Origin of the sequence: Aquipseudomonas guryensis, from assembly GCF_014164785.1 — a bacterium.
GTDB classification, from domain to species: Bacteria; Pseudomonadota; Gammaproteobacteria; order Pseudomonadales; family Pseudomonadaceae; genus Aquipseudomonas; species Aquipseudomonas guryensis.
The window spans coordinates 237,941-260,104 of record NZ_JACJFN010000004.1; the positions used below are offsets into that span (position 1 = coordinate 237,941).

Genomic DNA, 22,164 nt, shown 5'->3' on the forward strand with positions numbered 1-22,164 from the left:
TCCCGTCGGACGGCCTCACGTCCTGAATGGGTTGCGCTCGGCAGGGATGGCAATGTGGCGATCATCCGCTAACCGGGCCGCTTTTGGCGGCGCTCCCGAGCATATCAGTAATGATTAAGTGCTTCAATTCAATAAAAAATTGTTATGATCGCGGGCATGACTACTCCTGCCTCTCCAACCTCCGGCGTCCAGCTGCTCGAGGTTGCGCCGGATCATGCCGGCCAACGAATCGATAATTTCCTGCTCGCCCGCCTCAAAGGTGTGCCGAAGACGCTTATCTACCGCATTCTGCGCAAAGGCGAAGTGCGGGTTAATAAAGGTCGCATCAAGCCCGAATACAAGTTGCAGGCTGGTGATATCGTGCGGGTTCCGCCACTGCGTCTGCCGGAGCGTGATGAGCCGGTGCCGTTGGCGCTGGGGCTGCTTGAGCGTCTGGAGGCGGCCATCGTCTATGAGGACAAGGCGCTGATCGTGCTGAACAAGCCGACCGGGATTGCCGTGCATGGTGGTAGTGGCCTGAATTACGGGGTCATCGAGGCTTTTCGTCAGTTGCGCCCGGATGCCAAGGATATCGAGCTGGTCCATCGTCTGGATCGCGACACCTCCGGCCTGCTGATGATCGCCAAGAAGCGCAGCATGCTGCGTCACCTGCATGAGGCCTTGCGTGGCGATGGTGTCGACAAGCGCTACATGGCGCTGGTGCGCGGCAGTTGGCCGACGGCAAAGAAGAAGGTCAGTGCGCCGTTGCTGAAGAGCAACCTGCGTTCGGGTGAGCGCATGGTCGAGGTCAATCCTGAGGGTAAGGAAGCCTTGACCGTATTCCGCGTGCTGCGCCGCTTCGGCGAGTTCGCCACGCTGGTCGAGGCGAGTCCGATTACCGGGCGCACCCACCAGATCCGCGTGCATGCCCAGTATGCCGGGCACTCGATTGCCGGTGACCCCAAGTACGGCGACGACGACTTTTCCCACGAAGTGCGCGACCTGGGTGGCAAGCGCCTGTTCCTGCATGCCTATGCACTGAAGATTACTTTGCCGGAAGGGCAGGTGCTCGAGGTTGAGGCGCCCGTCGATGAAATGTGGGTGCGTACCCTGGAGCGGCTCGGTGCGTGACTATCGGCTGTTGATTTTCGATTGGGACGGCACGCTGGTGGATTCCATTGGTCGTATCGTGACGGCCATGCGTCTGGCGGCCGAGCAGTGCGACCTGCCACAGCTTGATGATGCGGCGATCAAGGGCATTATCGGTTTGGGTTTGCCCGAGGCCATTCGCACTCTGTATCCGCAGCTTGAGGATCATCTGTTGGTCGAGCGTTTTCGCGCTGCTTACAGTGATCAGTATCTGCTACTGGAAAGTGAGCCTTCGGCGCTGTTTCCTGGTGTGGCCGAGTCGCTTGAGGCATTTCGTGCGCAGGGCTATCGCCTGGCGGTGGCGACCGGCAAGAGTCGCCATGGTCTGCAGCGGGTGCTGCAGGGGCGTGGCTGGCTGGATTATTTCGACGTCACGCGCTGCGCCGACGAGACGGCCAGCAAGCCACATCCGTTGATGCTGCAGGAAATACTCACCCATTGTCGCGTGTCGCCCAAACAGGCGCTGATGGTGGGGGATTCGGTATTCGATCTGCAGATGGCTACTAATGCCGGTATCGACTCGGTGGCGGTAGGCTTCGGTGCGCAGTCGCTGGACAGTTTGCGGGCTCACGGGCCGTGCTTGGCAATCAATGAGTTTTCCGAGTTGCGCGCCTGGTTGGGTGCGCACGCACATGAAAAGACGCTTGGGGTGGGTGAATATGTCGGATGAATGGAAAGCATCGGCCGCCGCTGGTGGTGACGATAAAAGCTGGAAGTTGCTGGAGAAAACCCTGCTGGCCGGTGTGCAGGAGCAGCGTCGCGCGCGGCGCTGGGGGATTTTCTTCAAGGCACTGACCTTTATCTACCTGTTCGGTGCGCTGGCACTGTTCATTCCCAAGCTGGATCTGCAGCAGAGTGCCGGGGTTGGCAAGGAGCACACCGCGCTGATCGAAGTGCGCGGGATGATCATGGCGGATGAAGAGGCCAGCGCTGACAATGTGGTCAGCAGCCTACGTGCTGCCTTCGAGGATCCGAAGACCAAGGGCATCGTGCTGCGCATCAACAGTCCGGGCGGTAGTCCGGTGCAGTCCGGCTATATATATGACGAGATCAAGCGCCTGCGCGGCGAGTATCCGGATACCAAGGTGTATGCGGTGATCAGTGATCTGGGGGCTTCCGGCGCCTATTACATTGCCAGTGCTGCTGATCAGATCTATGCCGACAAGGCCAGTCTGGTGGGGTCCATTGGTGTTACGGCGGCCACTTTCGGTTTTGTCGGGGTGATGGAAAAGGTGGGTGTGGATCGTCGCGTCTACACCTCGGGTGAGCACAAGGCATTCCTCGATCCGTTTCAGCCGCAGAAAGCCGAGGAAACTCAGTTCTGGCAGGGTGTGCTGGAAACCACGCACAAGCAGTTTATTGACAGCGTGAAGAAGGGGCGTGGCGAGCGCCTGAAAGCGGCGGAGCATCCGGAGCTGTTCTCCGGGCTGATCTGGTCGGGTGAGCAGGCTCTTGAGTTGGGGCTGGTCGACGCGCTGGGTAGCAGTAGTTTCGTCGCGCGCGAAGTGATCAAGGCGAAAGACATCGTCGATTACACCCGTGAGGAAACCCCGCTGGATCGCTTTACCAAGAAGCTGGGCGCCAGTGTGGCTGAGCGCCTGGCCATCGTGATGGGCTTCCAGGGGCCGTCGCTGCGCTGAGCCGTTGTTGTCGAAGAGGCCCGGCTTGCCGGGCTTCTTCATTTATAGGTTCAGGGAATGCTCAGGTCTTCGTTCTGCAGCATGCTGACCAGGCGGATCAGTGGCAGGCCGATCAGGCTGGTGGCGTCCGCGCCTTCGGTGGCGCGGAACAGGCTGACGCCGAGGCCTTCGGCCTTGAAGCTGCCGGCGCAGTCGTAGGGTTGCTCGGCTTGCAGGTAGCGGGTGATCTGCGCTTCGTCGAGTGAGCGGAAATGTACGGTGAAAGGCACGACGTCGACCTGGCAGTGTCCCGTGCTGCTGTTGAGTAGGGCGAGGCTGGTGAGGAAAGTAACGCTATTGCCGCTAGCTGCCAGTAGTTGATGCTTGGCGCGGACAAAATCATGCGGTTTGCCGATGATCTGCTCGCCGAGCACGGCGACCTGGTCCGAGCCGATGATCAGGTGGTGCGGATATTGCCCTGTCAGGGCGCGCGCTTTGGCTTCGGCGAGGCGGCGCACCAGCGCTGCGGCGCATTCGCCCTGTGCCGGTGTTTCGTCGATGTCCGGGCTGCTCCATATAAAAGGATGGCGCAGGCGGGCCAATAGTTCGCGGCGGTACGCCGAGCTTGAGGCAAGTACCAGGGGTAGCATGGGCTTCTCCCGAAAAGAGGCGGATTTTAGCCAGTGTGCTGCCTGGCGCACAGGGCCGAATTTCCTTTGACAGGGTGGGGGTGCATCCCTAGAATGTCGCGCCTATGTTGAATGGACCGATTCCACCCCACGTTGATCCGCGCAAACTCGCTGATCGCGGCGTTACCCTCGAAGGGTCGATGCCGCTGGCAAGTTTCGAGCGTCTCTGCGACCCGCTGGTCGATAACGCCGGTATGGTGCACGCGAAGCTGGCCTTCGTGCGTGGTGAGCGACGTGCTGTGAGTATTCACAGTGAGCTCAAGGTTGAGGTCAAGATGATTTGCCAGCGTTGTCTGGAACTGGTCGTCCTGCCGATCCAAAGCGAGTGTGATTACGCGGTGGTGAAGGAAGGTGCGGATACCCAGTCGCTGCCCCAGGGCTATGACGTGCTGGAAGTGGGTGAGGATCCTCTGGATCTGCTGGCGTTGGTCGAAGATGAGCTGTTGCTCGCTCTGCCCATCATTCCGGCCCACGCCCATGAAGATTGCCAGCAGCCGGCCGGTCTCGAAGAGCCCGAGTCGAGCGAGGACGAGGTACCGCGGTCCAACCCGTTCAGTGTTTTGGCGCAGTTAAAGCGTGACCCAAACGTTTAGGAGTTAATCAGTTATGGCTGTTCAGCAGAACAAAAAATCCCGCTCTGCCCGCGACATGCGTCGTTCCCACGATGCGCTCGAGGCCAGCACCCTGTCCGTCGAGAAGAGCACCGGTGAAGTTCACCTGCGCCACCACGTATCTCCGGAAGGCGTATACCGTGGTCGCAAAGTGATCGACAAGGGCGCTGACGAGTAATCCTTGTCCGCTCCGTTGATCGCGATTGATGCAATGGGTGGGGACTTCGGTCCCCACTGCATTGTTCCAGCCAGCATCGCCTGTCTGGTTGAGTTCCCCTCGCTACATCTGGTCCTCGTCGGCCAAGCCCCTATTCTTGAAGAGCTGATCGCCCGGCATCCTGCTGTGGATCGCGCACGCCTGCACGTTGAGCATGCCAGTGAAGTGATCGGTATGGACGAGCGGCCTTCCCAGGCGCTGCGTGGCAAGCCGGATGCTTCCATGCGCGTGGCGCTGGAGTTGGTGCGCAGTGGGCGCGCGCAGGCCTGTGTCAGTGCTGGCAATACCGGGGCCTTGATGGCGCTGTCGCGCTACGTGCTGAAAACCCTGCCGGGCATCGATCGGCCGGCGATGGTCAGCCCGGTGCCGACCGCTACGGGCAGCTGTCAGCTGCTCGATCTGGGGGCGAATGTCGATTGCAGTGCCGAACACCTCTACCAGTTTGCCGTGATGGGCTCGGTGGCGGCCGAAGCGCTGGGTGTGACCAATCCGCGAGTGGCGTTGCTGAACGTCGGCACCGAAGAGGTGAAGGGCAATCAGCAGGTCAAGCTGGCGGCAAGCCTGCTGCAGCAGGCCCGTGGCTTGAATTACACCGGTTTCATCGAGGGCGACGGCCTCTACCGTGGCGAGGCGGATGTGGTGGTGTGCGACGGTTTCGTCGGCAATATCCTGCTCAAGTCCAGCGAAGGCTTGGCGGCCATGATCTCGGCGCGTATCGAAAACCTGTTTACCGCCAATATCGCTGCGCGACTGGTGGGCAGCATGGCTTTGCCGCTGCTGCGCCGCTTGCAGGGTGATCTGACGCCGGCGCGACATAACGGTGCAAGCTTTCTCGGTCTGCAGGGTATTGTGGTGAAAAGCCATGGCGCCGCGGGTGTCGAGGGTTTCCAGAGTGCCATTCGTCGCGCCTTGATCGAAGTGCGTGAGAACCTGCCGCAGCGCCTGCATGGGCGCCTCGAAGATCTGCTGCTCTAGCCGATTCCACGGCGCGCATTCGAACATCTGAGAAAACCTGCGGTCTGGTCTGTGACCGCAGGTTTTTCCGCGTCATCCAATCTGCAGTCCTGTGCCTGGCTCTGCCAGGTATGCAATCCCCCAACGATCAGTAGATAAGGGAAAGTTTCGATGTCTACCTCCCTCGCATTTGTCTTTCCTGGCCAAGGTTCGCAGTCGCTCGGCATGCTGGCCGAGATCGGCGCACAGCAGCCGCTGATCCGCGATACGTTCAGCGAAGCAGCCGATGCTCTCGGTTATGACCTGTGGGCGCTGACCCAGCAAGGGCCGGAAGAGCAGCTCAACCAGACTGACAAGACCCAACCGGCCATCCTGGCGGCGTCCATTGCCCTGTGGCGTCTGTGGCAGGCCGAAGGCGGTGCACAACCCGCTTTCGTCGCCGGGCATAGCCTGGGTGAGTACTCGGCGCTGGTGGCGGCTGGCAGCATCGGCTTTGCCGAGGCGATCAAGCTGGTCGAGCTGCGTGGTCAACTGATGCAGCAGGCCGTGCCGGCCGGGCAGGGCGGCATGGCGGCGATTCTCGGTCTGGAAGATGCCGATGTGCTGGCAGCCTGCGCCGAGGCGGCCAATGGCGAAGTGGTCAGTGCGGTGAACTTCAACGCACCGGGCCAGGTGGTGATTGCCGGTGGTGCCGCTGCCGTCGAGCGCGCCATCGAAGCCTGCAAGGCCCGTGGCGCCAAGCGTGCCATGCCGCTGCCGGTCAGCGTGCCGTCGCACTGTGCGCTGATGCGCCCGGCGGCAGAGAAATTCGCCGAGGCGGTCGCCGCTCTGAACTGGCAGGCGCCGCAGATTGCCCTGGTACAGAACGTCACGGCGGCGGTGCCGGCTGATCTCGATAGCCTCAAGCGTGATCTGCTGGCACAGCTCTACAGCCCGGTTCGCTGGGTGGAAACTATCGTGCTGCTGGCTGAGCAAGGCGTCACCGATCTGGTCGAGTGCGGCCCCGGCAAGGTCCTTGCAGGCTTGAACAAGCGCTGCGTCAAAGGCATCAATACTCACAACCTGGAAACCCCGGACGCCTTCGCAGCGGTTCGCGCGGCGCTGGTTTGATTTAGCAAGGAGAGACCTCTATGAGTCTGCAAGGCAAGGTTGCATTGGTAACGGGCGCGAGCCGTGGCATCGGTCAGGCTATCGCTTTCGAACTGGGTCGCCAGGGCGCTGTGGTCATCGGTACCGCCACCTCCGCCGCGGGTGCCGAACGTATCGGTGAAGCGCTCAAGGCCGAGGGTATTCAGGGCGCCGGCCTGGTGCTGGATGTCGGCAGCGATGAGTCGGTTGCTGCCGTTCTCGAGCAGATCCAGAAGGATTTCGGTGCCGTGGCCATTCTGGTCAACAATGCCGGCATCACCCGTGACAACCTGATGCTGCGGATGAAAGATGACGAATGGTTCGATGTCATCAATACCAACCTCAATAGCCTGTTCCGCCTGTCCAAGGCCGTGCTGCGCGGCATGACCAAGGCCCGTTGGGGGCGCATCATCAGCATCGGCTCGGTGGTGGGTGCCATGGGCAACGCCGGGCAGGTCAACTACGCTGCCGCCAAGGCTGGCCTGGAAGGCTTCGGTCGTGCCCTGGCACGTGAGGTGGGTTCGCGTGCCATCACCGTCAACTCGGTGGCGCCGGGCTTCATCGATACCGACATGACCCGCGAGCTGCCGGAAGCCCAGCGCGAAGCGTTGCTGACTCAGATTCCCCTGGGCCGTCTGGGCCAGGCTGAGGAAATCGCCAAGGTGGTCGGCTTCCTCGCCTCCGACGGCGCAGCCTATGTCACTGGCGCGACTGTGCCGGTGAATGGCGGCATGTACATGAGCTGAATGTGACTCGGCGCTTCAGGAAATTGTCATAAAAGCTGTCTAAAGTCCGTTACAAAAGTGCAATCAGCGGCAGACAGCGCTGTGAACTGTTCTGGAAGGGCTTGGCGTTTGGCTTGAAAGTTAGAAAACCCTTTCTATACACTGCGGCTCAGCTGCACGGATCTTTTTCCATAGGAGTGAAAACTAGACATGAGCACCATCGAAGAACGCGTCAAGAAAATCGTCGCCGAGCAACTGGGCGTTAAAGAAGACGAAGTCACCAACAGTGCTTCCTTCGTCGAAGACCTGGGTGCCGACTCCCTTGACACCGTTGAGCTGGTGATGGCTCTGGAAGAGGAATTCGAGACCGAAATCCCGGACGAGCAAGCTGAGAAGATCACCACCGTTCAGGAAGCCATCGACTACATCAACGCCCACGGCTGATTGATCGTAATCGACGGTTTTCGGACCAGGAAAAGCCGCACTGCCCCTCACGAGGCGTGCGGTTTTTCTTTAATGGGCCGCTTAGTGGCAAATAGAACAAGAGGATTTCGCAGTGTCGCGTAGACGCGTAGTGGTTACCGGTATGGGCATGCTGTCGCCTTTGGGCGTCGATGTAGCCAGCAGTTGGCAGGGTATTCTGGCCGGCCGCAGTGGCATCGGCCTGATCGAGCATATGGACCTGTCCGCTTACTCCACTCGTTTCGGCGGTTCGGTCAGGGGCTTCAATGTCGAGGAGTACCTGAGCGCCAAGGAGGCCCGCAAGCTTGACCTGTTCATCCAGTACGGCCTGGCAGCCAGCTTCCAGGCGATGCGTGATTCCGGTCTGGAAGTCACCGACGCCAATCGCGAACGCATCGGTGTGGCCATGGGCTCCGGTATCGGCGGCCTGACCAACATCGAGAACAACTGCAAATCGCTGTTCGAGCAGGGGCCGCGGCGCATTTCGCCGTTCTTCGTGCCTGGCTCGATCATCAACATGATCTCCGGCTTTCTGTCGATCCACCTGGGTCTGCAGGGGCCTAACTATGCCATCGCCACGGCGTGCACCACGGGCACCCACTGCATTGGCATGGCCGCACGCAATATCGCCTATGGCGAAGCCGACGTAATGGTCGCCGGGGGTGCCGAGATGGCCACCAGTGGCCTGGGCATGGGCGGTTTTGGTGCTGCCCGTGCGCTGTCGACCCGTAACGACGATCCGACCAAGGCTAGTCGTCCATGGGACAAGGGCCGCGATGGCTTCGTCCTGTCCGACGGTGCCGGCGCCCTGGTTCTGGAGGAGCTGGAGCACGCCAAGGCACGTGGCGCGACTATCTATGCCGAACTGGTTGGTTTCGGCATGAGTGGCGATGCCTACCACATGACTTCGCCGCCGGAAGACGGCGCTGGCGCGGCGCGCTGCATGAAGAATGCGCTGCGCGATGCTGGTTTGAACGCCGATCAGGTGCAGTACATCAACGCCCATGGCACCTCGACCTCGGCGGGCGACAAAGCCGAAGCGGCGGCGGTCAAGTCGGTATTTGGTGATAACGCCTACAAGCTGTCGGTCAGCTCGACCAAGTCGATGACCGGCCATCTGCTCGGCGCTGCCGGTGCGGTCGAGGCGATCTTCAGCGTGCTGGCCCTGCGTGATCAGGTGGCGCCGCCGACCATCAACCTGGATGAGCCGGACGAAGGTTGCGACCTGGACTTCGTCGCCCATCAGGCCAAGGCCCTGCCGATCGACGCGGTACTGTCCAACTCCTTCGGTTTTGGCGGCACCAACGGCTCGCTGGTGTTCCGCCGGTTCGCCGGCTGATGCTGAGCTGGGTCGACGGCCAGCCGGCCACGCAGCTGTCCATTCTGGATCGCGGCCTGGCCTATGGCGATGGTCTGTTCGAGACCATCGCCGTACAGCGTGGCCAGCCGCGCTTGCTGGCACGGCACCTGGCGCGCTTGCAGCAGGGCGCGCAACGCCTGTCCCTGTCACTTGATCTGCAAGCCGTGCAGGCCGAGTTGCTGGCCTTCTGTGCCGAGTTGGGTGAAGGCGTAGCCAAGTTGATTGTCACCCGTGGCGAAGGCTTGCGCGGTTATGCGCCGCCGCAGCCGAGCAGGGCCTGCCGTGTTCTGTTGGGCAATCCCGCACCGGCCTATCCAGCTGTGCATGCCGAGCAGGGGGTGCGCCTTTTCCCCTGTGCTACCCGCTTGGCCGAGCAGCCGCTGCTGGCCGGTCTCAAGCACCTCAACCGCCTCGAACAGGTCCTGGCCCGTGCCGAATGGCAGGATCCGGTCTATGCCGAAGGCTTGATGTGCGACAGCTCGGGGCGGGTGATCGAAGGGGTCTACAGCAACCTGTTCCTGTGTAGGGATGGTCAGTTGCTGACGGCCGATCTGTCGCGCTGCGGTGTGACGGGCGTAATGCGTGCTGAGGTGCTGGCCCAGGCCGAAGCGCTCGGCATAGCCGTGCACATCCGCGATATCAGTCGGGCTGAGCTGCTTGCGGCCGATGAAGTGTTTCTCTGCAACAGCCTCTACGGCATCTGGCCGGTGCGTGAATTGCAGGGCCACGACTGGCCGGTAGGCCCGCTCACCCGTAAACTGCAGGCCATTATCCGCAGTCTTCTGGATTCCTGATTCGTGATTCGCAAGTTTTTGCTGCTGCTCACTGCAGCTGTGCTGCTGCTCGTGCTGTCTTTGGCGTTGGCGGCCTGGCGTATGCATTCGGTGTTGCAGCAACCTCTGCAGCTCAGCGAGGAGCGCCTGCTGATTGTCGAGCCGGGCGCCACGCCTGGTGGCCTGCTCAATCAGCTGGAGAGCGAAGGCGTGCTGGATGGCGCCTTCTGGTTGCGCCTGTACTGGCGTTTCAACCTGTCCGGGCAGCCGCTGCACAGTGGCGAGTATCGCCTGCTGCCAGCCCAGACTGCCCAGGATCTGCTCGGTATCTGGCAGCGTGGCGAGGTGGTGCAATACAGCCTGACCCTCGTCGAAGGCTGGAGCTTTCGCCAGGTACGCGCAGCCTTGCACAAGCAGGTTGCCCTGAAGCAGACCCTGGCCGAACTCGACGATGCGGCCCTGATGGCTAAACTCGGTCAGCCTGGCGCCAACCCCGAGGGGCGCTTCTTCCCGGATACCTATCGCTATGTGCGCGGTATGAGCGACTTCGATCTGCTCAAGCAGGCCCATAGCCGCCTGACCGAGGTGCTGGAAGAAGAGTGGCAGCAGCGCGCCGAGGGTCTGCCTTATCGCAAGCCTTACGATGCGCTGATCATGGCTTCCATGGTGGAGAAGGAGACCGGGGTGCCGGCCGAGCGCGGGCAGATCGCCGGTGTGTTCGTCCGCCGTCTGCGTCTGGGCATGCGCCTGCAGACCGATCCGACAGTGATCTTCGGCCTCGGCGAGCGTTATAACGGCAATCTGACGCGCGCCCATCTGCGTGAGCCGACGCCGTATAACACCTACACCATCGATGGCATGCCACCGACGCCGATTGCCCTGGTCGGCCGTGAGGCGATCCATGCCGCCTTGCACCCGGTGGCGGGCAAGAGCCTGTATTTCGTCGCCCGTGGCGATGGCAGCCATGTATTCTCCGACTCCCTGGAGCAGCACAACCGTGCGGTGCGCGAGTACCAGCTGAAACGTCGTGCCGACTACCGTTCCAGCCCAGTGCCTCAATAAGGATTATCCGTGAGCGGTCTGTTCATCACCCTCGAAGGCCCGGAAGGGGCCGGCAAAAGCACCAACCGCGAGTACCTCGCCGAACGCCTGCGCGAGCAGGGCATTGAGGTGCTGCTGACTCGCGAGCCGGGCGGTACGCCGCTTGCCGAACGTATCCGTGAGTTGCTGCTGGCGCCGAGCGATGAGCAGATGGCCGCCGATACCGAGCTGCTGCTGGTATTTGCTGCGCGCGCCCAGCATCTGGCACAGGTCATAGTGCCGGCACTGGCCCGTGGCACCGTGGTGCTCTGTGACCGTTTCACCGATGCCACCTATGCCTACCAGGGCGGCGGGCGCGGCCTGTCCACGGCGCGTATCGCCCAGCTGGAAAGTTTCGTGCAGGGTGAGCTGCGTCCCGACCTGACCCTGGTGTTCGACCTGCCGGTGGAAGTCGGCCTGTCGCGCGCGGCTGCCCGTGGCCGGCTGGATCGCTTCGAGCAGGAAGGCCAGAACTTCTTCGAAGCGGTGCGGCAGACCTATCTGCAACGTGCTGCCGCCGCGCCGGCACGCTACCGCGTACTCGACGCCGCACAGTCGCTGGCTGGCGTGCAGCAGTCCATTGATCAGTTGCTGCCGGAAATCCTGGAGCATTGCCGTGGCTGAAGCCTACCCCTGGCAGCAGGGCCTGTGGCAGCAACTGGCCGGGCGCCAGCAGCACGCCCATGCCTACCTGCTGCATGGCCCGGCAGGCATTGGCAAGCGTGCCTTGGCCGAGCGCCTGATGGCGCTGCTGCTGTGTCACAAGCCGGTGGGCCTGGAAGCCTGCGGCCAGTGTAAGGGTTGCTACCTGCTGGCCGCCGGGACTCACCCGGATAACTATGTGCTGGAGCCGGAAGAGGCGGATAAGGCGATCAAGGTCGACCAGGTCCGCGATCTGGTCAGCTTCGTGGTGCAGACCGCCCAGCTCGGTGGGCGCAAGGTTGTCCTGCTGGAGCCGGTGGAGGCGATGAACATCAATGCCGCCAACGCCCTGCTGAAAAGTTTGGAAGAGCCGGCCGGCAACACTGTGCTGCTGCTGGTCAGCCATCAGCCCAGCCGCTTGTTGCCGACCGTGAAGAGCCGCTGCGTGCAGCAGGCTTGCCCCTTGCCGGACCAGGCCAGCAGCCTGGCCTGGCTAGCCGAGGCATTGCCGGAGTGCGGTGAGGACGAGCGCCGCGAGCTGCTCACCCTGGCTGCTGGTTCGCCACTGGCCGCTCGCCGCCTGCATCAGCAGGGCGTGCGCGAACAGCGCGCGCTGGTGGTCGATGGGGTGAAGAAGCTGCTCAAGCAGCAGGCCAGTGCCAGTCAGTTGGCCGAGGCCTGGAAGGCCATGCCGATGATCATGCTGTTCGACTGGTTCTGCGACTGGAGCCAGGCCATGCTGCGCTACCAGCTGACCCGCGACGAAGCGGGGCTGGGCCTGGCCGATATGCACAAGGTGGTACAGTACCTGGCGGACAAGACCCCGCAACCGAAGCTGCTGGCCATGCAGGACTGGCTGCTGCAACAGCGGCAGAAAGTGCTCGGTAAGGCCAACCTGAACAGTGTCTTGCTTCTCGAAGCACTGCTGGTGCAGTGGGCAAGCTTGCCTGGACCGGGCTAGAATCGAAAATTGGATAGTTTGCTAGGAATGTCGCATGAGCTTGCCACCCAATCTTGGCCCGCGTAACGGAATCCTGTCCCTGACTATCAAGGACAAGTCCGTGCTCTACGCCGCCTATATGCCTTTCATCAAGAATGGCGGCTTGTTCATTCCCACTGCCAAGAGCTACAAGCTCGGTGACGAAGTGTTCATGTTGCTCAACCTGATGGATGAGCCGGAGAAGATCCCGGTCGCCGGCAAGGTCGTCTGGATCACCCCGAAAGGCGCCCAGGGTAACCGCGCTGCCGGCGTTGGCGTGCAGTTCAACGACGGCGACAACACCGCGCGCAACAAGATCGAGACTTACCTGGCTGGTGCGCTGAAATCGGATCGCCCGACCCACACCATGTAATTGATCCTCCGTCAGTCTGCGCCACCTGCGAAGGTGGCGTTTTCGTTTAAGTGGTATACCCATGCTGATCGACTCCCACTGCCACCTCGACCGTCTCGACCTGGCTATCCATAACGGTTCCCTGGATGCCGCCCTCGACGCGGCGCGCGCTCGTGGGGTGGAGCATTTCCTCTGCATCGGCGTCAGTGCTGCCAACGCCGCAGCAGTCAAAGGCCTGAGTGAGCAGTACGCCGATGTCGATTGCTCGGTCGGTGTCCATCCGCTGGATCTTGAGCCGGGCGCGGCGCCGGTGCTGGACTGGCTGCTGGCCGAGCTGAACCATCCGCATGTGGTGGCCATCGGCGAAACCGGCCTGGATTACCACTACGAACCGGAAGCCGCCGAACTGCAGCAGCAGTCCTTCCGCCTGCATCTGGACGCCGCGCGAATCACCGGCAAACCGGTGATCGTGCATACCCGCGAGGCGCGTGCCGATACCCTGGCCTTGCTGCGCGAAGCGGCGCTGCCGCAGGCCGGCGTGCTGCACTGCTTCACCGAAGACTGGGATATGGCCAAGGCCGCGCTGGACCTGGGCTTCTATATTTCCCTGTCCGGCATCGTCACTTTCCGTAATGCCGACGCCTTGCGCGAAGTAGCGCGCAAGGTGCCGGCCGATCGCCTGCTGGTGGAAACCGATTCGCCTTACCTGGCGCCGATTCCCTATCGCGGCAAGGCCAACCTGCCGCAGTACGTGCGTGAGGTGGCCGAGTTCCTGGCGCTGGTGCGTGGCGAGCGTTTCGAGGATCTGGCCGCGCAGACCACAGCCAATTTCAAGCGTCTTTTTCCGCTGGCGCGAGTCGCCTGAGAACCTGCTTACGATCTCCTGGCCGTCGACCATACGGCGTTAAAAACAGCCTCGGAATGCTCATTTACAACTCGTAAACTGCGCTTCCTCGGCTGTTTTTGCCTTGTCTGGCTCTAGTCCAAAAGATCGTAAACAGGTTCTGAGGTGGTGTCTGAATGGTGTGTGCCAGGTGGCGGATGAGTGATTTCGCCAAATCGCGGACAAAAAAAACCCGGACTCTGGGGGATGAATCCGGGTTAAGACCATTAGGAGTAAATCAAGGTACGCGGTCCACGGTACCTTGACTGGCGGGGCACTTGGGGGGAGATGCCGCACACCAGTAAGCTCAAGTATTGGTCATGTTTCCCCATCGTCCAGGCAGGTTGCCGCGGTTTTTTAAACAGATTTGGAATACCGCGATGGCTGCTGAGCACTCAGCCATGTGCCATCTGGCCCAGTAGCGCCAGCGTCTGCTCGATCACGGCAAAATCCGTGTAGAAATGTGGCGAAAGGCGCACACCTTTGCCCCGTTGCGCGCAAATCACCTGTTTTGCCCGGAGCTGGGTAAACAGCTGCTGGTTATCCCAGCCAGCCAGGCTGAAGGTGATGATGCCGGCCCGGCGCGCCGTTTCCAGCGGGCTGTGCAGGTTGGCGCCGGGTAGGCGTTGCAGGCCCTCCTGCAGGTACTGCATGCGCTCCTCCAGCAGTGCGCCGACCTTGCCCATGCCGACCTCTTCCAGTAGCGAAAGGCTCGCTTCCAGGGCCATGGCGCCGAGCATGTTCGGGCTGCCGCACTCGAAGCGGCGGGCGCTGCGGGCCGGTTGCCAGTCCGTGCGGTCGTAGTCGCCGGCATGTTCCAGCATGTGCCAGCCGTATTCATGCAGGGTCAGTTGTTCACGCAGGTCGCTGCGGCAATAGAACACGCCCAGGCCTTCCGGGCCGAGCAGCCATTTGTGCCCGTCGGCCATGGCGAAGGCGCAGCCGCTGGCCTGTACATCGAAGGGCAGGGCGCCGAGCTGCTGGATGGCATCGACGCAGAACAGCACGCCCTTGCCCAGGCAGCCGGTTCCGAGGCGTTCGAGATCCAGGCGCAGGCCGCTGGCATATTGCACGGCACTGATCGACAGCAGGCGCGTGCGTGGCCCGCAGGCGGCCAACAGATCGGCTTCCGGATCCGGGCCTTGCAGGCTGACCTGGATCACCTCGACCCCGCGTGGCTTGAGTGCCTCCCAGACGATACGGTTGGACGGGAACTCCTCGTCACTGATCACCACTTGATCGCCTGGACGCCAATCGAGGCCGAAGGCGACGAACGACAGTGCCTCCGAAGTATTCTTGACCAAGGCGATATCGGCGCGGCTCGGCGCATTGAGCAGACGCTGCAGGCGTTCGCGCAGGCGCTGCTCGACTTTCAGCCACTGCGGATAGTCGCGGGCGCCGAGCCGGCTGTTCTGCTCGGCAAACTGGCGCACAGCCTCTGCGGCGCGCTTGGGCCAGGGGGCCACGGCGGCATGATTGAGATAGAACAGGCCGGGTTCCTGGGGAAACTCATCGGAAAACACTGACATGGGCGATGATCCGTGCAATTTGGCGCTGAACAGGCATAATATCGCGCCTTGATTTTTCATCCTGTAGTCACTTTATGAACAAAGAACCTCGCAAAGTCCGTGAATTCCGCCGTCGCGAACAGGAAATTCTCGATACCGCGCTGAAGCTCTTCCTCGAGCAGGGTGAAGACAGCGTAACTGTTGAGATGATCGCCGACGCGGTGGGCATCGGCAAAGGCACCATCTACAAGCACTTCAAGTCGAAGGCGGAGGTCTACCTGCGCCTGATGCTCGACTATGAGCGTGATCTCAACGAGCTGCTGCACTCGGCCGATGTCGACCGCGACAAGGAAGCCCTGTCGCGCGCCTACTTCGAGTTCCGCATGCGTGACCCGCAACGCTACCGTCTGTTCGACCGCCTGGAAGAGAAGGTGGTCAAGGGCAATCAGGTACCGGAGATGGTCGAGCAACTGCATAAGATCCGTGCTTCCAACTTCGAGCGCCTGACCCTGCTGATCAAGGGCCGCATCGCCGAAGGCAAGCTCGAAGACGTACCGCCGTACTTCCACTACTGCGCGGCCTGGGCCCTGGTACACGGCGCCGTGGCGCTGTACCACTCGCCGTTCTGGAGCAACGTGCTGGAAGACCAGGACGGCTTCTTCCAGTTCCTTATGGACATCGGCGTACGCATGGGCAACAAGCGCAAGCGCGACGGCGAAGCGCCGGCCGCCTGATGCTATTCAGCCCGCCTATGATGCGTTCTTTGCAGTCGACGGCGGGCATATACTCCGGCTTATACCCAGTCGGAGTTGCCCATGATCGTTGACCGCCAGGGCAGACGCTTCCGCAATCTGCGCATCAGCCTGACCGCCGCCTGCAACTATGCCTGCACCTACTGCGTGCCGGACGGCAAGCGTCTGGTCGCGGCCCAGGACGAGTTGTCCGCCGAGGCCATGGTGCGCGGTGTTGCCTACCTGATCGAAGCTGCCGGCATCGAGCGTCTGCGCATCACCGGTGGCGAGCCGCTGGTCAGTCCCAAGCTCGACCTGTTCCTGCGTGAAGTCAGCCAACTCGGCCTCAGCGACATCAGTCTGACCAGCAATGGCCAGCTGCTCAGCCGCAAGCTGCCGCTGCTGCTGGAAAGCGGCATGCGCCGGCTGAATATCTCCCTGGATACCCTCGACCCTGATGCGTTCAAGCGCATTGCCCGTGGCGGCGACCTGGCCAGTGTGCTGCAGGGCCTCGAAGAGGCGCGCGCGGCGGGCATGCAGATCAAGATCAACATGGTGCCGTTGCGCGGGCAGAACCACGAGCAGGTCTTGCCAATGCTCGATTACTGCCTGGAACGCGGCTTCGAGCTGCGTTTCATCGAGCTGATGCGCATGGGCCATCTGGCCCGTGATGGCAATGCGTTCCTGCAGCAGTTCTATGGCATGGACGAGTTGCTGCTGCGCATCGGCGAGCAGCATGAGTTCGTCCAGGCCGACGCGCCGCTTGATGCCACCGCCTTGCGCTACCAGATTCCCGGGCAGGGTTACTTCGGCGTCATCGCCAACGAAAGCGTACCGTTCTGCCGCACCTGCTCGCGCCTGCGCCTGTCGTCTACCGGCTGGCTGCATGGTTGCCTGTCGTCGAGCAACCGCCACTATGTCGGCGACCTGCTCGACAAGCCGCGCCACCAGGCCCTGCCGGCACTGCAGCGCCTGCTGGTGCGGGCGCTGGGCGACAAACAGGACATCGCCTTTGCAGGTGGTGTCACCGTGATGAAAATTATCGGCGGCTGATGATCTGCTGCGCGTCGGCCATGCGTCGTTGAAAACACGCTCGGAATGCTCATTTACTGCAGTAAACTCCGCTTCCTCGCCTGTTTTCGCCTAGCCTGGCTCTAGCTCGCGAGATCATCAATTATTTGTGTATCTCAAAAATGTCTGCCGAATTCCCCATCGCCTATATCGAACCGGTATTCCGCCCGCCGAGTGAAGCTCACTCGCTGATCCTGCCGGTGACCAACGGCTGCTCGTGGAACCATTGCACCTTCTGCGAGATGTACACCCAGCCGCAGAAGAAATTCCGCGCCCGCGACGAAGCCGAGGTGCTCGAAGAGATCCGCCGTAGCGGCCAGCAGCTGATCGTCCAGCGTGTGTTTCTCGCCGACGGCGATGCCCTGGTGCTGCCGACGCGGCGCCTGCTGAACATCCTTGAGGCCATCCGCGAACACATGCCTGAGGTGACGCGCGTTTCCAGCTACTGCCTGCCGCGCAACCTGCGCAAGAAGTCGGTGAGCGAGCTCAAGGAGCTGGCCGACGCTGGGCTGAAGATGGCCTATGTCGGTTGCGAGTCCGGTGACGACGAGGTGCTGGCGCGGGTCAACAAGGGCGAGACCTATGACTCCAGCCTTAGTGCCCTGGAAAAGCTCGGCGAGGCGGGCATCACCCGCTCGGTGATGATCCTCAATGGCCTCGGTGGCACCGTGCTCAGCGCCCAGCACGCCGACAACTCGGCGCGCCTGATGAACGCGGCCCAGCCCGAGTTTCTCTCGACCCTGGTAGTCAGCTTCCCCACCGGCGAGGCGCGTTTTCGCGAAGGCTTTGCCGACTTCCAGGCGCTCGGCCAGCATGAGTTGTTCGTCGAGGTCGAGCGCCTGCTGCAGGGTCTGGAGCTGCGCGACACGGTGTTCCGCAGCGACCACGCCTCCAATTACCTGGTGCTCAAGGGCAACCTAGGCGCCGACAAGACCCGCCTGCTGGCCCAGGTGCGCCAGGCCATCGAGCAGCCTCAACAAGCCCGACTGCGCCAGGAGTGGCAGCGCGGCTTGTGAGGGATTGGCTGCTGAGATGGCGCGGAAGCTGCAGTGGTCGTCTATCCGCCGGTTTTCCGTCACCGGCTCGGGAGGATTTGCGATGCGTAGCTTGATTCTGCTGCTGGCCCTGTTCAGCCTCACCGGCTGCATGAAGGTCAGCGATATGGCCGCCGGTACCGAGTACCACCTGCGTGATGCCGGTGTGCTGGAGCACAGCGACACCCGCCGTGCCAGCACCTGGCGTCTGCAGGCCGATTCGTTCGTGTTCATTGCCCAGAGCCATTTCGTGCCGCCGGGCAAGGCCTATCCGCGGCCCAATGTGGTGGCCGAGGAAGCCTTCAAGGCCTTCGTCGAGTACTTCCCGCTGGTGCGCCGTGCCGCCCAGCCGCAGGGCCTGGAAGAGGCGATGAACGAGGCTCGCAGCAGCGGCGCCCATTATCTGCTGTACACCCGCTTTGCCGGCGCCGACGACCGTATTGGCACAGTGGTCGAATGGGAGGATCAGGAAGCCCTGGATCGCCTGGGTGTGGACAGTGGTGTGATCCAGCTGATGCTGATCGAGACCAATACCCGCTACCTGGTGGACACCGCACGCATCCGCAATCGTGGCGGTTTCCTGACGTTCTATGACAACCAGCCCGAAGACATGCTGCGGCAGCCTTTCGAGCGCTATGCTCGTAGCCTGCTCGGCGTGAGCGAGCAATAAACGCCGCCGCTGCATGACGGGGCGATGAGGAGTACGTGATGAGTGATCCGGGCAAGGCCGGCGACCTGCTGGCGCAGATTCCCAAGGGCGAAGGCAAGAGCCTGCCGCCGGTGCACCTGTGGAATCCGGATTTCTGTGGCGATATCGACATGCGTATCGCCCGCGACGGCACCTGGTTCTACCTGGGTACACCGATCGGCCGCAAACCGATGGTCAAGCTGTTCTCCACCATCATCCGCCGCGACGGCGACGACTATTTCCTGATCACCCCGGTGGAGAAGGTCGGCATCAAGGTCGACGACGCACCGTTCGTGGCCGTGACCCTGCAGGTCGAAGGCGAGGGCGAGCAGCAAGTGCTGCGCTTCACCACCAACGTTGAAGATGAAGTCGAAGCCGGTGCCGAGCACCCGCTGCGGGTCGAACTGGACCCGCTGACCGATGAGCCGGCGCCTTACCTGCATGTGCGCAGCAATCTGGAAGCGCTGGTGCATCGCAATGTGTTCTACCAACTGGTCGAACTGGCCGTGCCACGCCAGATCGACGGGCAGACCTGGCTGGGTGTCTGGAGCGGCGGCGAGTTCTTCCCCATCGGCCCGCAGCCCTGAAGGCCGCCCCGCAAGCAGAAAACGCGGCATGGCCGCGTTTTTTGTTTGTGGCATCCAGTGCACTCAGCGCTTGCCGGGGATGCGGATCCGCTTGCCGGTTTCGATCGGCGCTCTACCGAAACCTACGCTCTCCCGATCATGGCCGATACGGATGCTGAACGGTCGTAGCACCTCGAATTCGCAATGCTCGACCTGGGTGAAGTGGTGCACCTGCAGTTGGCTCTGGTCAATCCTGGCGACTTGGTCGAAGCGGCGGCGAATCTGGAACTGCTGTGCGCCACGGCTGCGCTGAATATAGGCCTGCGGCTCGTTGGCTGGCTGCGCGGTAGCCGCGGGCAGTGGGCGAATAAAGTCCTGCTCGGCGGTCAGGGTTAGCCAGGTGCTGTTGCCGGGTGGCAGGGATGGCACCTTGCCGAGCGCCTGAATCGAACCCACTGCGGTGGGTTGGCCGGCGACCGGATCCTCATACACCGTCAGGGTGACCAGCTCTTCCATGGAGGGTGCATCCCCCATGTTCTTGATCCGCACCTGCACATCGCGCAGCGAGTCTGGTTTGGCGGCCGTGTCGATGATCTTCCAGTTCTGATCGGCTGGCGGTGCCGGGTTGTAGATCTCGCCGCTGGAAAAGATGGCCGCTTGCGGCACAGTGCCTTTTTCCCAGGTGAAGATATTGTTGTTTTCTTCGCTTTCAGTGACCTCGCTGCCACTGTCGACGGTGATACGAAAGGCGTATTTGCTGCCGAAGTCGGCCTTCTTCACCTGTACCGGCAGTTTTATCGACAGGCCGATGATGTACGGGTTGGTGTCCGGGCTGTCGGAATATCCGCTCAGGGCGTCGACGTCGACCGCGACGCTGTAGGCGGTGCCGCTACTGAGCTTGTCGCCCTTCATGATGTCAAGGCGCACCTTGCAAGGGGCGCTGGGGCCTGTCGGATTCTTCGCATCCGCAATGCCTTTCTCCTTATCGATGAACTTGCAGTTGTTGATAAGGACATAGGCGAACCAGGGTTGTGCCGGGTCATAGCAAGCCTGGCCAGGTTTGGCCTCTTCCATGCCTTTGAAGGTAACGGTCAGGTCGGGTTGGTTCATGGGTCATTCATCCGTGCTGAAGGGAAAGTCCGTCCGAAGAGCGGAATCAGCCTGCGGGGAGCAGGGCGGTCAGTACGGCTGAACTACATCTGACGGGGCGTCAGCAGTATTAGCGCAAATTCACGCAGATGCCTGGTCGTTGGTCACGGATATTTCCTGTGCCAGGCATTTCCAGTGTGGGCTGCTGTGGTCTGTGCGGCTGTCAGATGTTCTGCGCAATGTGCGGCAGCCTGGCGATCACCTTGATCTCGAAATCGAAGCCAGACAGCCAGGTCACGCCGATAGCGGTCACCGTTGGGTAAGGTGCTTCGCCCCAATACTCGGCCGCTACTTCCCAGATGGTCTCGAATTTCGAGTCCGGGTCGACCATGAAGATGGTCGTGTCGACCACATCAGCGAAGCTACAACCTGCCTCGGCCAGGATCGCATTGAGGTTGGCGAAGGTAAGGCGTACCTGCGCGCCCAGGTCCGGCTCGGGCGAGCCATCCTTGCGGCTGCCGACTTGACCGGACACGAACAGAAAGCCGTTGGAGCGTATCGCCGGCGAGTAGCGATGCAGCTCGTACAGCGCATGGCGCTCAGGTGGGAATACCACATCACGTTTACTGGTCATTGCATGCCTCCATCGCGGCCATTGCGGCCGGTTGTTTATGATGGAGTCACTGTAAGAAGACGGCCGGTACCGATAAACCAGCAACACTGCTCAGCACTGTTTGTAGAATCCAAACAATCCCGATCAGTCTGGAGTCGCGATGGACCGTTTCGATGCGATGCAGGCATTCGCCCGCGTAGTGGAAACCGGCAGCTTCACTAAGGCCGCCGACACCCTGCACATGAGCAAAACCAGCGTCACCCAACTGGTGCAGCAGCTGGAGGCGCGACTGCGTGTGCGCCTGCTCAACCGCACCACGCGCAAGGTCAACGTCACTGCCGACGGCGCCGCCTACTACGAGCGGGTGATCCGCCTGCTGGCCGATATGGACGACGCCGAAACCAGCCTGTCCGCCGCCTCGGCCGTGCCCAGGGGCAGGCTGCGGGTGGACGTGCCCAGCCCGCTGGCCAGCATGATCCTCATCCCGGCGCTGCCGGCCTTTCACCAGCGCTACCCCGAAATCCAGCTCGACCTGGGTGTCAGCGACCGCTACGTCGACCTGATCGGCGACAACGTGGACTGCGTGGTGCGCGGCGGCACAATCACTGATCAGTCGCTGGTGGCCAGGCACCTGGGCGATCTGCAGCTAGGCGTGTACGCATCACCCGGCTACCTGGCACGCGCTGGCGTGCCCGCACACCCGAACGAACTGGCGACGCACCAGATCGTCAGCTTCCTCGGCGCGCGCAGCCGCAAGGCCTTTGCCGGCATCATGCAGCGCGGTGAGGAACGCATCGGCCTGCTGGGCCGCCCGGCCCTGGCGGTGGACGACGGCAACGCCTACCTCGCCGCCGGTCTGGCGGGCCTGGGCATCCTCTGGCTACCGCAATACATGGCCAAGGCCCACCGGGTGAGCGGGGCGCTGGTGCCGTTGTTCGAGGACTGGCAACTGGACCCCATGCCGCTCTACCTGGCCTACCCACCCAGCCGGCATGTCAGCGCCAAGCTGCGGGTGTTTATCGATTGGGTGGTGGAACTGATGGGGGAGCATGTGCCGCGCTGAATATGAATTGTGTGCAGCGCGGATAGGTGATAAGGCGTTGCTTGGCCAGGTTTGAGGTTTGGGGGACTGCTTTCGGCCAGAAGCGGACTATCAATAGGACCCCGACGAAACTAATGATTCCTACATTCTTGTTATTCTTCATCGGTTTGAACGTAGGGCGGGCCGTGTTAGCGCTTGCAAAATATCGTTATCGAGGCAA

The 22,164-nt window shown here is 61.9% G+C and carries 26 protein-coding genes; 22 read left to right on the forward strand and 4 right to left on the reverse strand.

Annotated elements, in window-relative coordinates; translation table 11 throughout:
• Positions 1-156 precede the first annotated feature (156 nt).
• From rluC to sppA, 3 genes are read left to right on the forward strand one after another with little or no spacing between them, the layout of a single operon-like run.
• The gene (gene rluC, locus H3H45_RS16305) at positions 157-1,110 is read left to right on the forward strand and encodes a 23S rRNA pseudouridine(955/2504/2580) synthase RluC (RefSeq protein ID WP_182834759.1); all 954 of its coding nucleotides are present in this window, start codon (positions 157-159) and stop codon (positions 1,108-1,110) included.
• Entirely contained in the window at positions 1,103-1,798 is a 696-nt protein-coding gene (locus H3H45_RS16310; RefSeq protein WP_182834760.1) for an HAD-IA family hydrolase, read from the forward strand. Before rluC ends, H3H45_RS16310 begins: the two co-directional genes overlap by 8 nt.
• The gene (gene sppA, locus H3H45_RS16315; RefSeq protein WP_182834761.1) at positions 1,788-2,768 is read left to right on the forward strand and encodes a signal peptide peptidase SppA; all 981 of its coding nucleotides are present in this window, start codon (positions 1,788-1,790) and stop codon (positions 2,766-2,768) included. The genes H3H45_RS16310 and sppA overlap by 11 nt, the downstream gene beginning before the upstream one ends.
• A gap of 50 nt (positions 2,769-2,818) precedes the next feature.
• Here the strand turns inward: sppA and H3H45_RS16320 are convergent, their stop codons facing one another.
• A complete protein-coding gene (locus H3H45_RS16320) occupies positions 2,819-3,397 on the reverse strand; it encodes a Maf family protein (protein ID WP_182834762.1) in 579 nt (192 codons plus the stop codon).
• Between the two features lie 104 nt (positions 3,398-3,501).
• Between H3H45_RS16320 and H3H45_RS16325 the strand changes: the two genes are divergently transcribed.
• The 13 genes from H3H45_RS16325 to H3H45_RS16385 all read left to right on the forward strand — a co-directional run bounded on the left by H3H45_RS16325 (position 3,502) and on the right by H3H45_RS16385 (position 13,584).
• Positions 3,502-4,029 (forward strand): YceD family protein, encoded by a 528-nt coding sequence (locus H3H45_RS16325; RefSeq protein WP_182834763.1) that lies wholly within the window; start codon positions 3,502-3,504, stop codon positions 4,027-4,029.
• 13 nt (positions 4,030-4,042) lie between these two features.
• Positions 4,043-4,225, forward strand: a complete 183-nt coding sequence (rpmF, locus tag H3H45_RS16330; RefSeq protein WP_003245185.1) for a 50S ribosomal protein L32 — start codon at positions 4,043-4,045, stop codon at positions 4,223-4,225.
• Positions 4,226-4,228: 3 nt separating this feature from the next.
• Positions 4,229-5,239 (forward strand): phosphate acyltransferase PlsX, encoded by a 1,011-nt coding sequence (plsX, locus tag H3H45_RS16335; RefSeq protein WP_182834764.1) that lies wholly within the window; start codon positions 4,229-4,231, stop codon positions 5,237-5,239.
• Between the two features lie 150 nt (positions 5,240-5,389).
• Positions 5,390-6,328 carry an ACP S-malonyltransferase gene (gene fabD / locus H3H45_RS16340; protein WP_182834765.1) on the forward strand — a complete coding sequence of 313 codons (939 nt, stop codon included), beginning with the start codon at positions 5,390-5,392 and terminating at the stop codon, positions 6,326-6,328.
• A gap of 20 nt (positions 6,329-6,348) precedes the next feature.
• On the forward strand, positions 6,349-7,092 hold the full coding sequence (gene fabG, locus H3H45_RS16345) for a 3-oxoacyl-ACP reductase FabG (protein WP_182834766.1): 744 nt from the start codon (positions 6,349-6,351) through the stop codon (positions 7,090-7,092).
• A 189-nt stretch (positions 7,093-7,281) separates the two neighbouring features.
• On the forward strand, positions 7,282-7,515 hold the full coding sequence (acpP, locus tag H3H45_RS16350; RefSeq protein WP_160081363.1) for an acyl carrier protein: 234 nt from the start codon (positions 7,282-7,284) through the stop codon (positions 7,513-7,515).
• 112 nt (positions 7,516-7,627) lie between these two features.
• On the forward strand, positions 7,628-8,872 hold the full coding sequence (gene fabF / locus H3H45_RS16355) for a beta-ketoacyl-ACP synthase II (RefSeq protein ID WP_182834767.1): 1,245 nt from the start codon (positions 7,628-7,630) through the stop codon (positions 8,870-8,872).
• Positions 8,872-9,687 carry an aminodeoxychorismate lyase gene (pabC, locus tag H3H45_RS16360; RefSeq protein WP_182834768.1) on the forward strand — a complete coding sequence of 272 codons (816 nt, stop codon included), beginning with the start codon at positions 8,872-8,874 and terminating at the stop codon, positions 9,685-9,687. Before fabF ends, pabC begins: the two co-directional genes overlap by 1 nt.
• Before the next feature lie 3 nt (positions 9,688-9,690).
• Positions 9,691-10,728 (forward strand): endolytic transglycosylase MltG, encoded by a 1,038-nt coding sequence (mltG, locus tag H3H45_RS16365; RefSeq protein ID WP_182834769.1) that lies wholly within the window; start codon positions 9,691-9,693, stop codon positions 10,726-10,728.
• 9 nt (positions 10,729-10,737) lie between these two features.
• A complete protein-coding gene (tmk, locus tag H3H45_RS16370) occupies positions 10,738-11,370 on the forward strand; it encodes a dTMP kinase (protein ID WP_182834770.1) in 633 nt (210 codons plus the stop codon).
• A complete protein-coding gene (locus tag H3H45_RS16375) occupies positions 11,363-12,349 on the forward strand; it encodes a DNA polymerase III subunit delta' (protein ID WP_182834771.1) in 987 nt (328 codons plus the stop codon). Before tmk ends, H3H45_RS16375 begins: the two co-directional genes overlap by 8 nt.
• 34 nt (positions 12,350-12,383) lie before the next feature.
• Complete coding sequence (locus H3H45_RS16380) at positions 12,384-12,740, forward strand: PilZ domain-containing protein (protein WP_110682561.1); 357 nt, start codon at positions 12,384-12,386, stop codon at positions 12,738-12,740.
• Between the two features lie 61 nt (positions 12,741-12,801).
• Complete coding sequence (locus H3H45_RS16385) at positions 12,802-13,584, forward strand: TatD family hydrolase (RefSeq protein WP_182834772.1); 783 nt, start codon at positions 12,802-12,804, stop codon at positions 13,582-13,584.
• A gap of 413 nt (positions 13,585-13,997) precedes the next feature.
• On the opposite strand, the gene H3H45_RS16390 is transcribed toward H3H45_RS16385, so the two are convergent.
• Positions 13,998-15,131 (reverse strand): aminotransferase class V-fold PLP-dependent enzyme, encoded by a 1,134-nt coding sequence (locus H3H45_RS16390; protein ID WP_182834773.1) that lies wholly within the window; start codon positions 15,129-15,131, stop codon positions 13,998-14,000.
• A gap of 74 nt (positions 15,132-15,205) precedes the next feature.
• On the opposite strand from H3H45_RS16390, the gene H3H45_RS16395 reads away from it, so the two are divergent.
• From H3H45_RS16395 to H3H45_RS16415, 5 genes are all read left to right on the forward strand, one after another.
• A complete protein-coding gene (locus tag H3H45_RS16395) occupies positions 15,206-15,844 on the forward strand; it encodes a TetR/AcrR family transcriptional regulator (protein WP_182834774.1) in 639 nt (212 codons plus the stop codon).
• Between the two features lie 81 nt (positions 15,845-15,925).
• Positions 15,926-16,894 carry a GTP 3',8-cyclase MoaA gene (locus H3H45_RS16400; RefSeq protein WP_173205463.1) on the forward strand — a complete coding sequence of 323 codons (969 nt, stop codon included), beginning with the start codon at positions 15,926-15,928 and terminating at the stop codon, positions 16,892-16,894.
• 140 nt (positions 16,895-17,034) lie between these two features.
• Positions 17,035-17,928 carry a radical SAM protein gene (locus H3H45_RS16405; RefSeq protein WP_182834775.1) on the forward strand — a complete coding sequence of 298 codons (894 nt, stop codon included), beginning with the start codon at positions 17,035-17,037 and terminating at the stop codon, positions 17,926-17,928.
• A gap of 82 nt (positions 17,929-18,010) precedes the next feature.
• The gene (locus H3H45_RS16410) at positions 18,011-18,616 is read left to right on the forward strand and encodes a DUF4823 domain-containing protein (RefSeq protein WP_182834776.1); all 606 of its coding nucleotides are present in this window, start codon (positions 18,011-18,013) and stop codon (positions 18,614-18,616) included.
• A gap of 38 nt (positions 18,617-18,654) precedes the next feature.
• The gene (locus H3H45_RS16415) at positions 18,655-19,221 is read left to right on the forward strand and encodes a DUF1285 domain-containing protein (RefSeq protein WP_182834777.1); all 567 of its coding nucleotides are present in this window, start codon (positions 18,655-18,657) and stop codon (positions 19,219-19,221) included.
• A 63-nt stretch (positions 19,222-19,284) separates the two neighbouring features.
• On the opposite strand, the gene H3H45_RS16420 is transcribed toward H3H45_RS16415, so the two are convergent.
• Positions 19,285-20,310 (reverse strand): hypothetical protein, encoded by a 1,026-nt coding sequence (locus H3H45_RS16420; protein WP_182834778.1) that lies wholly within the window; start codon positions 20,308-20,310, stop codon positions 19,285-19,287.
• 202 nt (positions 20,311-20,512) lie between these two features.
• Positions 20,513-20,923, reverse strand: a complete 411-nt coding sequence (locus tag H3H45_RS16425) for a RidA family protein (RefSeq protein WP_182834779.1) — start codon at positions 20,921-20,923, stop codon at positions 20,513-20,515.
• A 139-nt stretch (positions 20,924-21,062) separates the two neighbouring features.
• Here H3H45_RS16425 and H3H45_RS16430 point away from each other — a divergent pair, with 139 nt between their 5' ends.
• Entirely contained in the window at positions 21,063-21,965 is a 903-nt protein-coding gene (locus H3H45_RS16430) for a LysR family transcriptional regulator (RefSeq protein ID WP_182834780.1), read from the forward strand.
• The last annotated feature ends 199 nt before the right edge of the window (positions 21,966-22,164 follow it).

Coding starts and splice junctions, on each gene's coding strand:
- rpmF (WP_003245185.1), top strand. CDS start 4,043: ATGGCTGTTCAGCAGAACAAAAAATCCCGCTCTGCCCGCGACATGCGT.
- H3H45_RS16415 (WP_182834777.1), top strand. CDS start 18,655: ATGAGTGATCCGGGCAAGGCCGGCGACCTGCTGGCGCAGATTCCCAAG.
- H3H45_RS16385 (WP_182834772.1), top strand. CDS start 12,802: ATGCTGATCGACTCCCACTGCCACCTCGACCGTCTCGACCTGGCTATC.
- H3H45_RS16420 (WP_182834778.1), bottom strand. CDS start 20,310: ATGAACCAACCCGACCTGACCGTTACCTTCAAAGGCATGGAAGAGGCC.
- fabD (WP_182834765.1), top strand. CDS start 5,390: ATGTCTACCTCCCTCGCATTTGTCTTTCCTGGCCAAGGTTCGCAGTCG.
- pabC (WP_182834768.1), top strand. CDS start 8,872: ATGCTGAGCTGGGTCGACGGCCAGCCGGCCACGCAGCTGTCCATTCTG.
- H3H45_RS16405 (WP_182834775.1), top strand. CDS start 17,035: ATGTCTGCCGAATTCCCCATCGCCTATATCGAACCGGTATTCCGCCCG.
- H3H45_RS16425 (WP_182834779.1), bottom strand. CDS start 20,923: ATGACCAGTAAACGTGATGTGGTATTCCCACCTGAGCGCCATGCGCTG.
- H3H45_RS16400 (WP_173205463.1), top strand. CDS start 15,926: ATGATCGTTGACCGCCAGGGCAGACGCTTCCGCAATCTGCGCATCAGC.
- H3H45_RS16410 (WP_182834776.1), top strand. CDS start 18,011: ATGCGTAGCTTGATTCTGCTGCTGGCCCTGTTCAGCCTCACCGGCTGC.
- fabG (WP_182834766.1), top strand. CDS start 6,349: ATGAGTCTGCAAGGCAAGGTTGCATTGGTAACGGGCGCGAGCCGTGGC.
- acpP (WP_160081363.1), top strand. CDS start 7,282: ATGAGCACCATCGAAGAACGCGTCAAGAAAATCGTCGCCGAGCAACTG.
- sppA (WP_182834761.1), top strand. CDS start 1,788: ATGTCGGATGAATGGAAAGCATCGGCCGCCGCTGGTGGTGACGATAAA.
- H3H45_RS16325 (WP_182834763.1), top strand. CDS start 3,502: ATGTTGAATGGACCGATTCCACCCCACGTTGATCCGCGCAAACTCGCT.
- H3H45_RS16430 (WP_182834780.1), top strand. CDS start 21,063: ATGGACCGTTTCGATGCGATGCAGGCATTCGCCCGCGTAGTGGAAACC.
- rluC (WP_182834759.1), top strand. CDS start 157: ATGACTACTCCTGCCTCTCCAACCTCCGGCGTCCAGCTGCTCGAGGTT.
- H3H45_RS16390 (WP_182834773.1), bottom strand. CDS start 15,131: ATGTCAGTGTTTTCCGATGAGTTTCCCCAGGAACCCGGCCTGTTCTAT.
- H3H45_RS16380 (WP_110682561.1), top strand. CDS start 12,384: ATGAGCTTGCCACCCAATCTTGGCCCGCGTAACGGAATCCTGTCCCTG.
- H3H45_RS16320 (WP_182834762.1), bottom strand. CDS start 3,397: ATGCTACCCCTGGTACTTGCCTCAAGCTCGGCGTACCGCCGCGAACTA.
- H3H45_RS16395 (WP_182834774.1), top strand. CDS start 15,206: ATGAACAAAGAACCTCGCAAAGTCCGTGAATTCCGCCGTCGCGAACAG.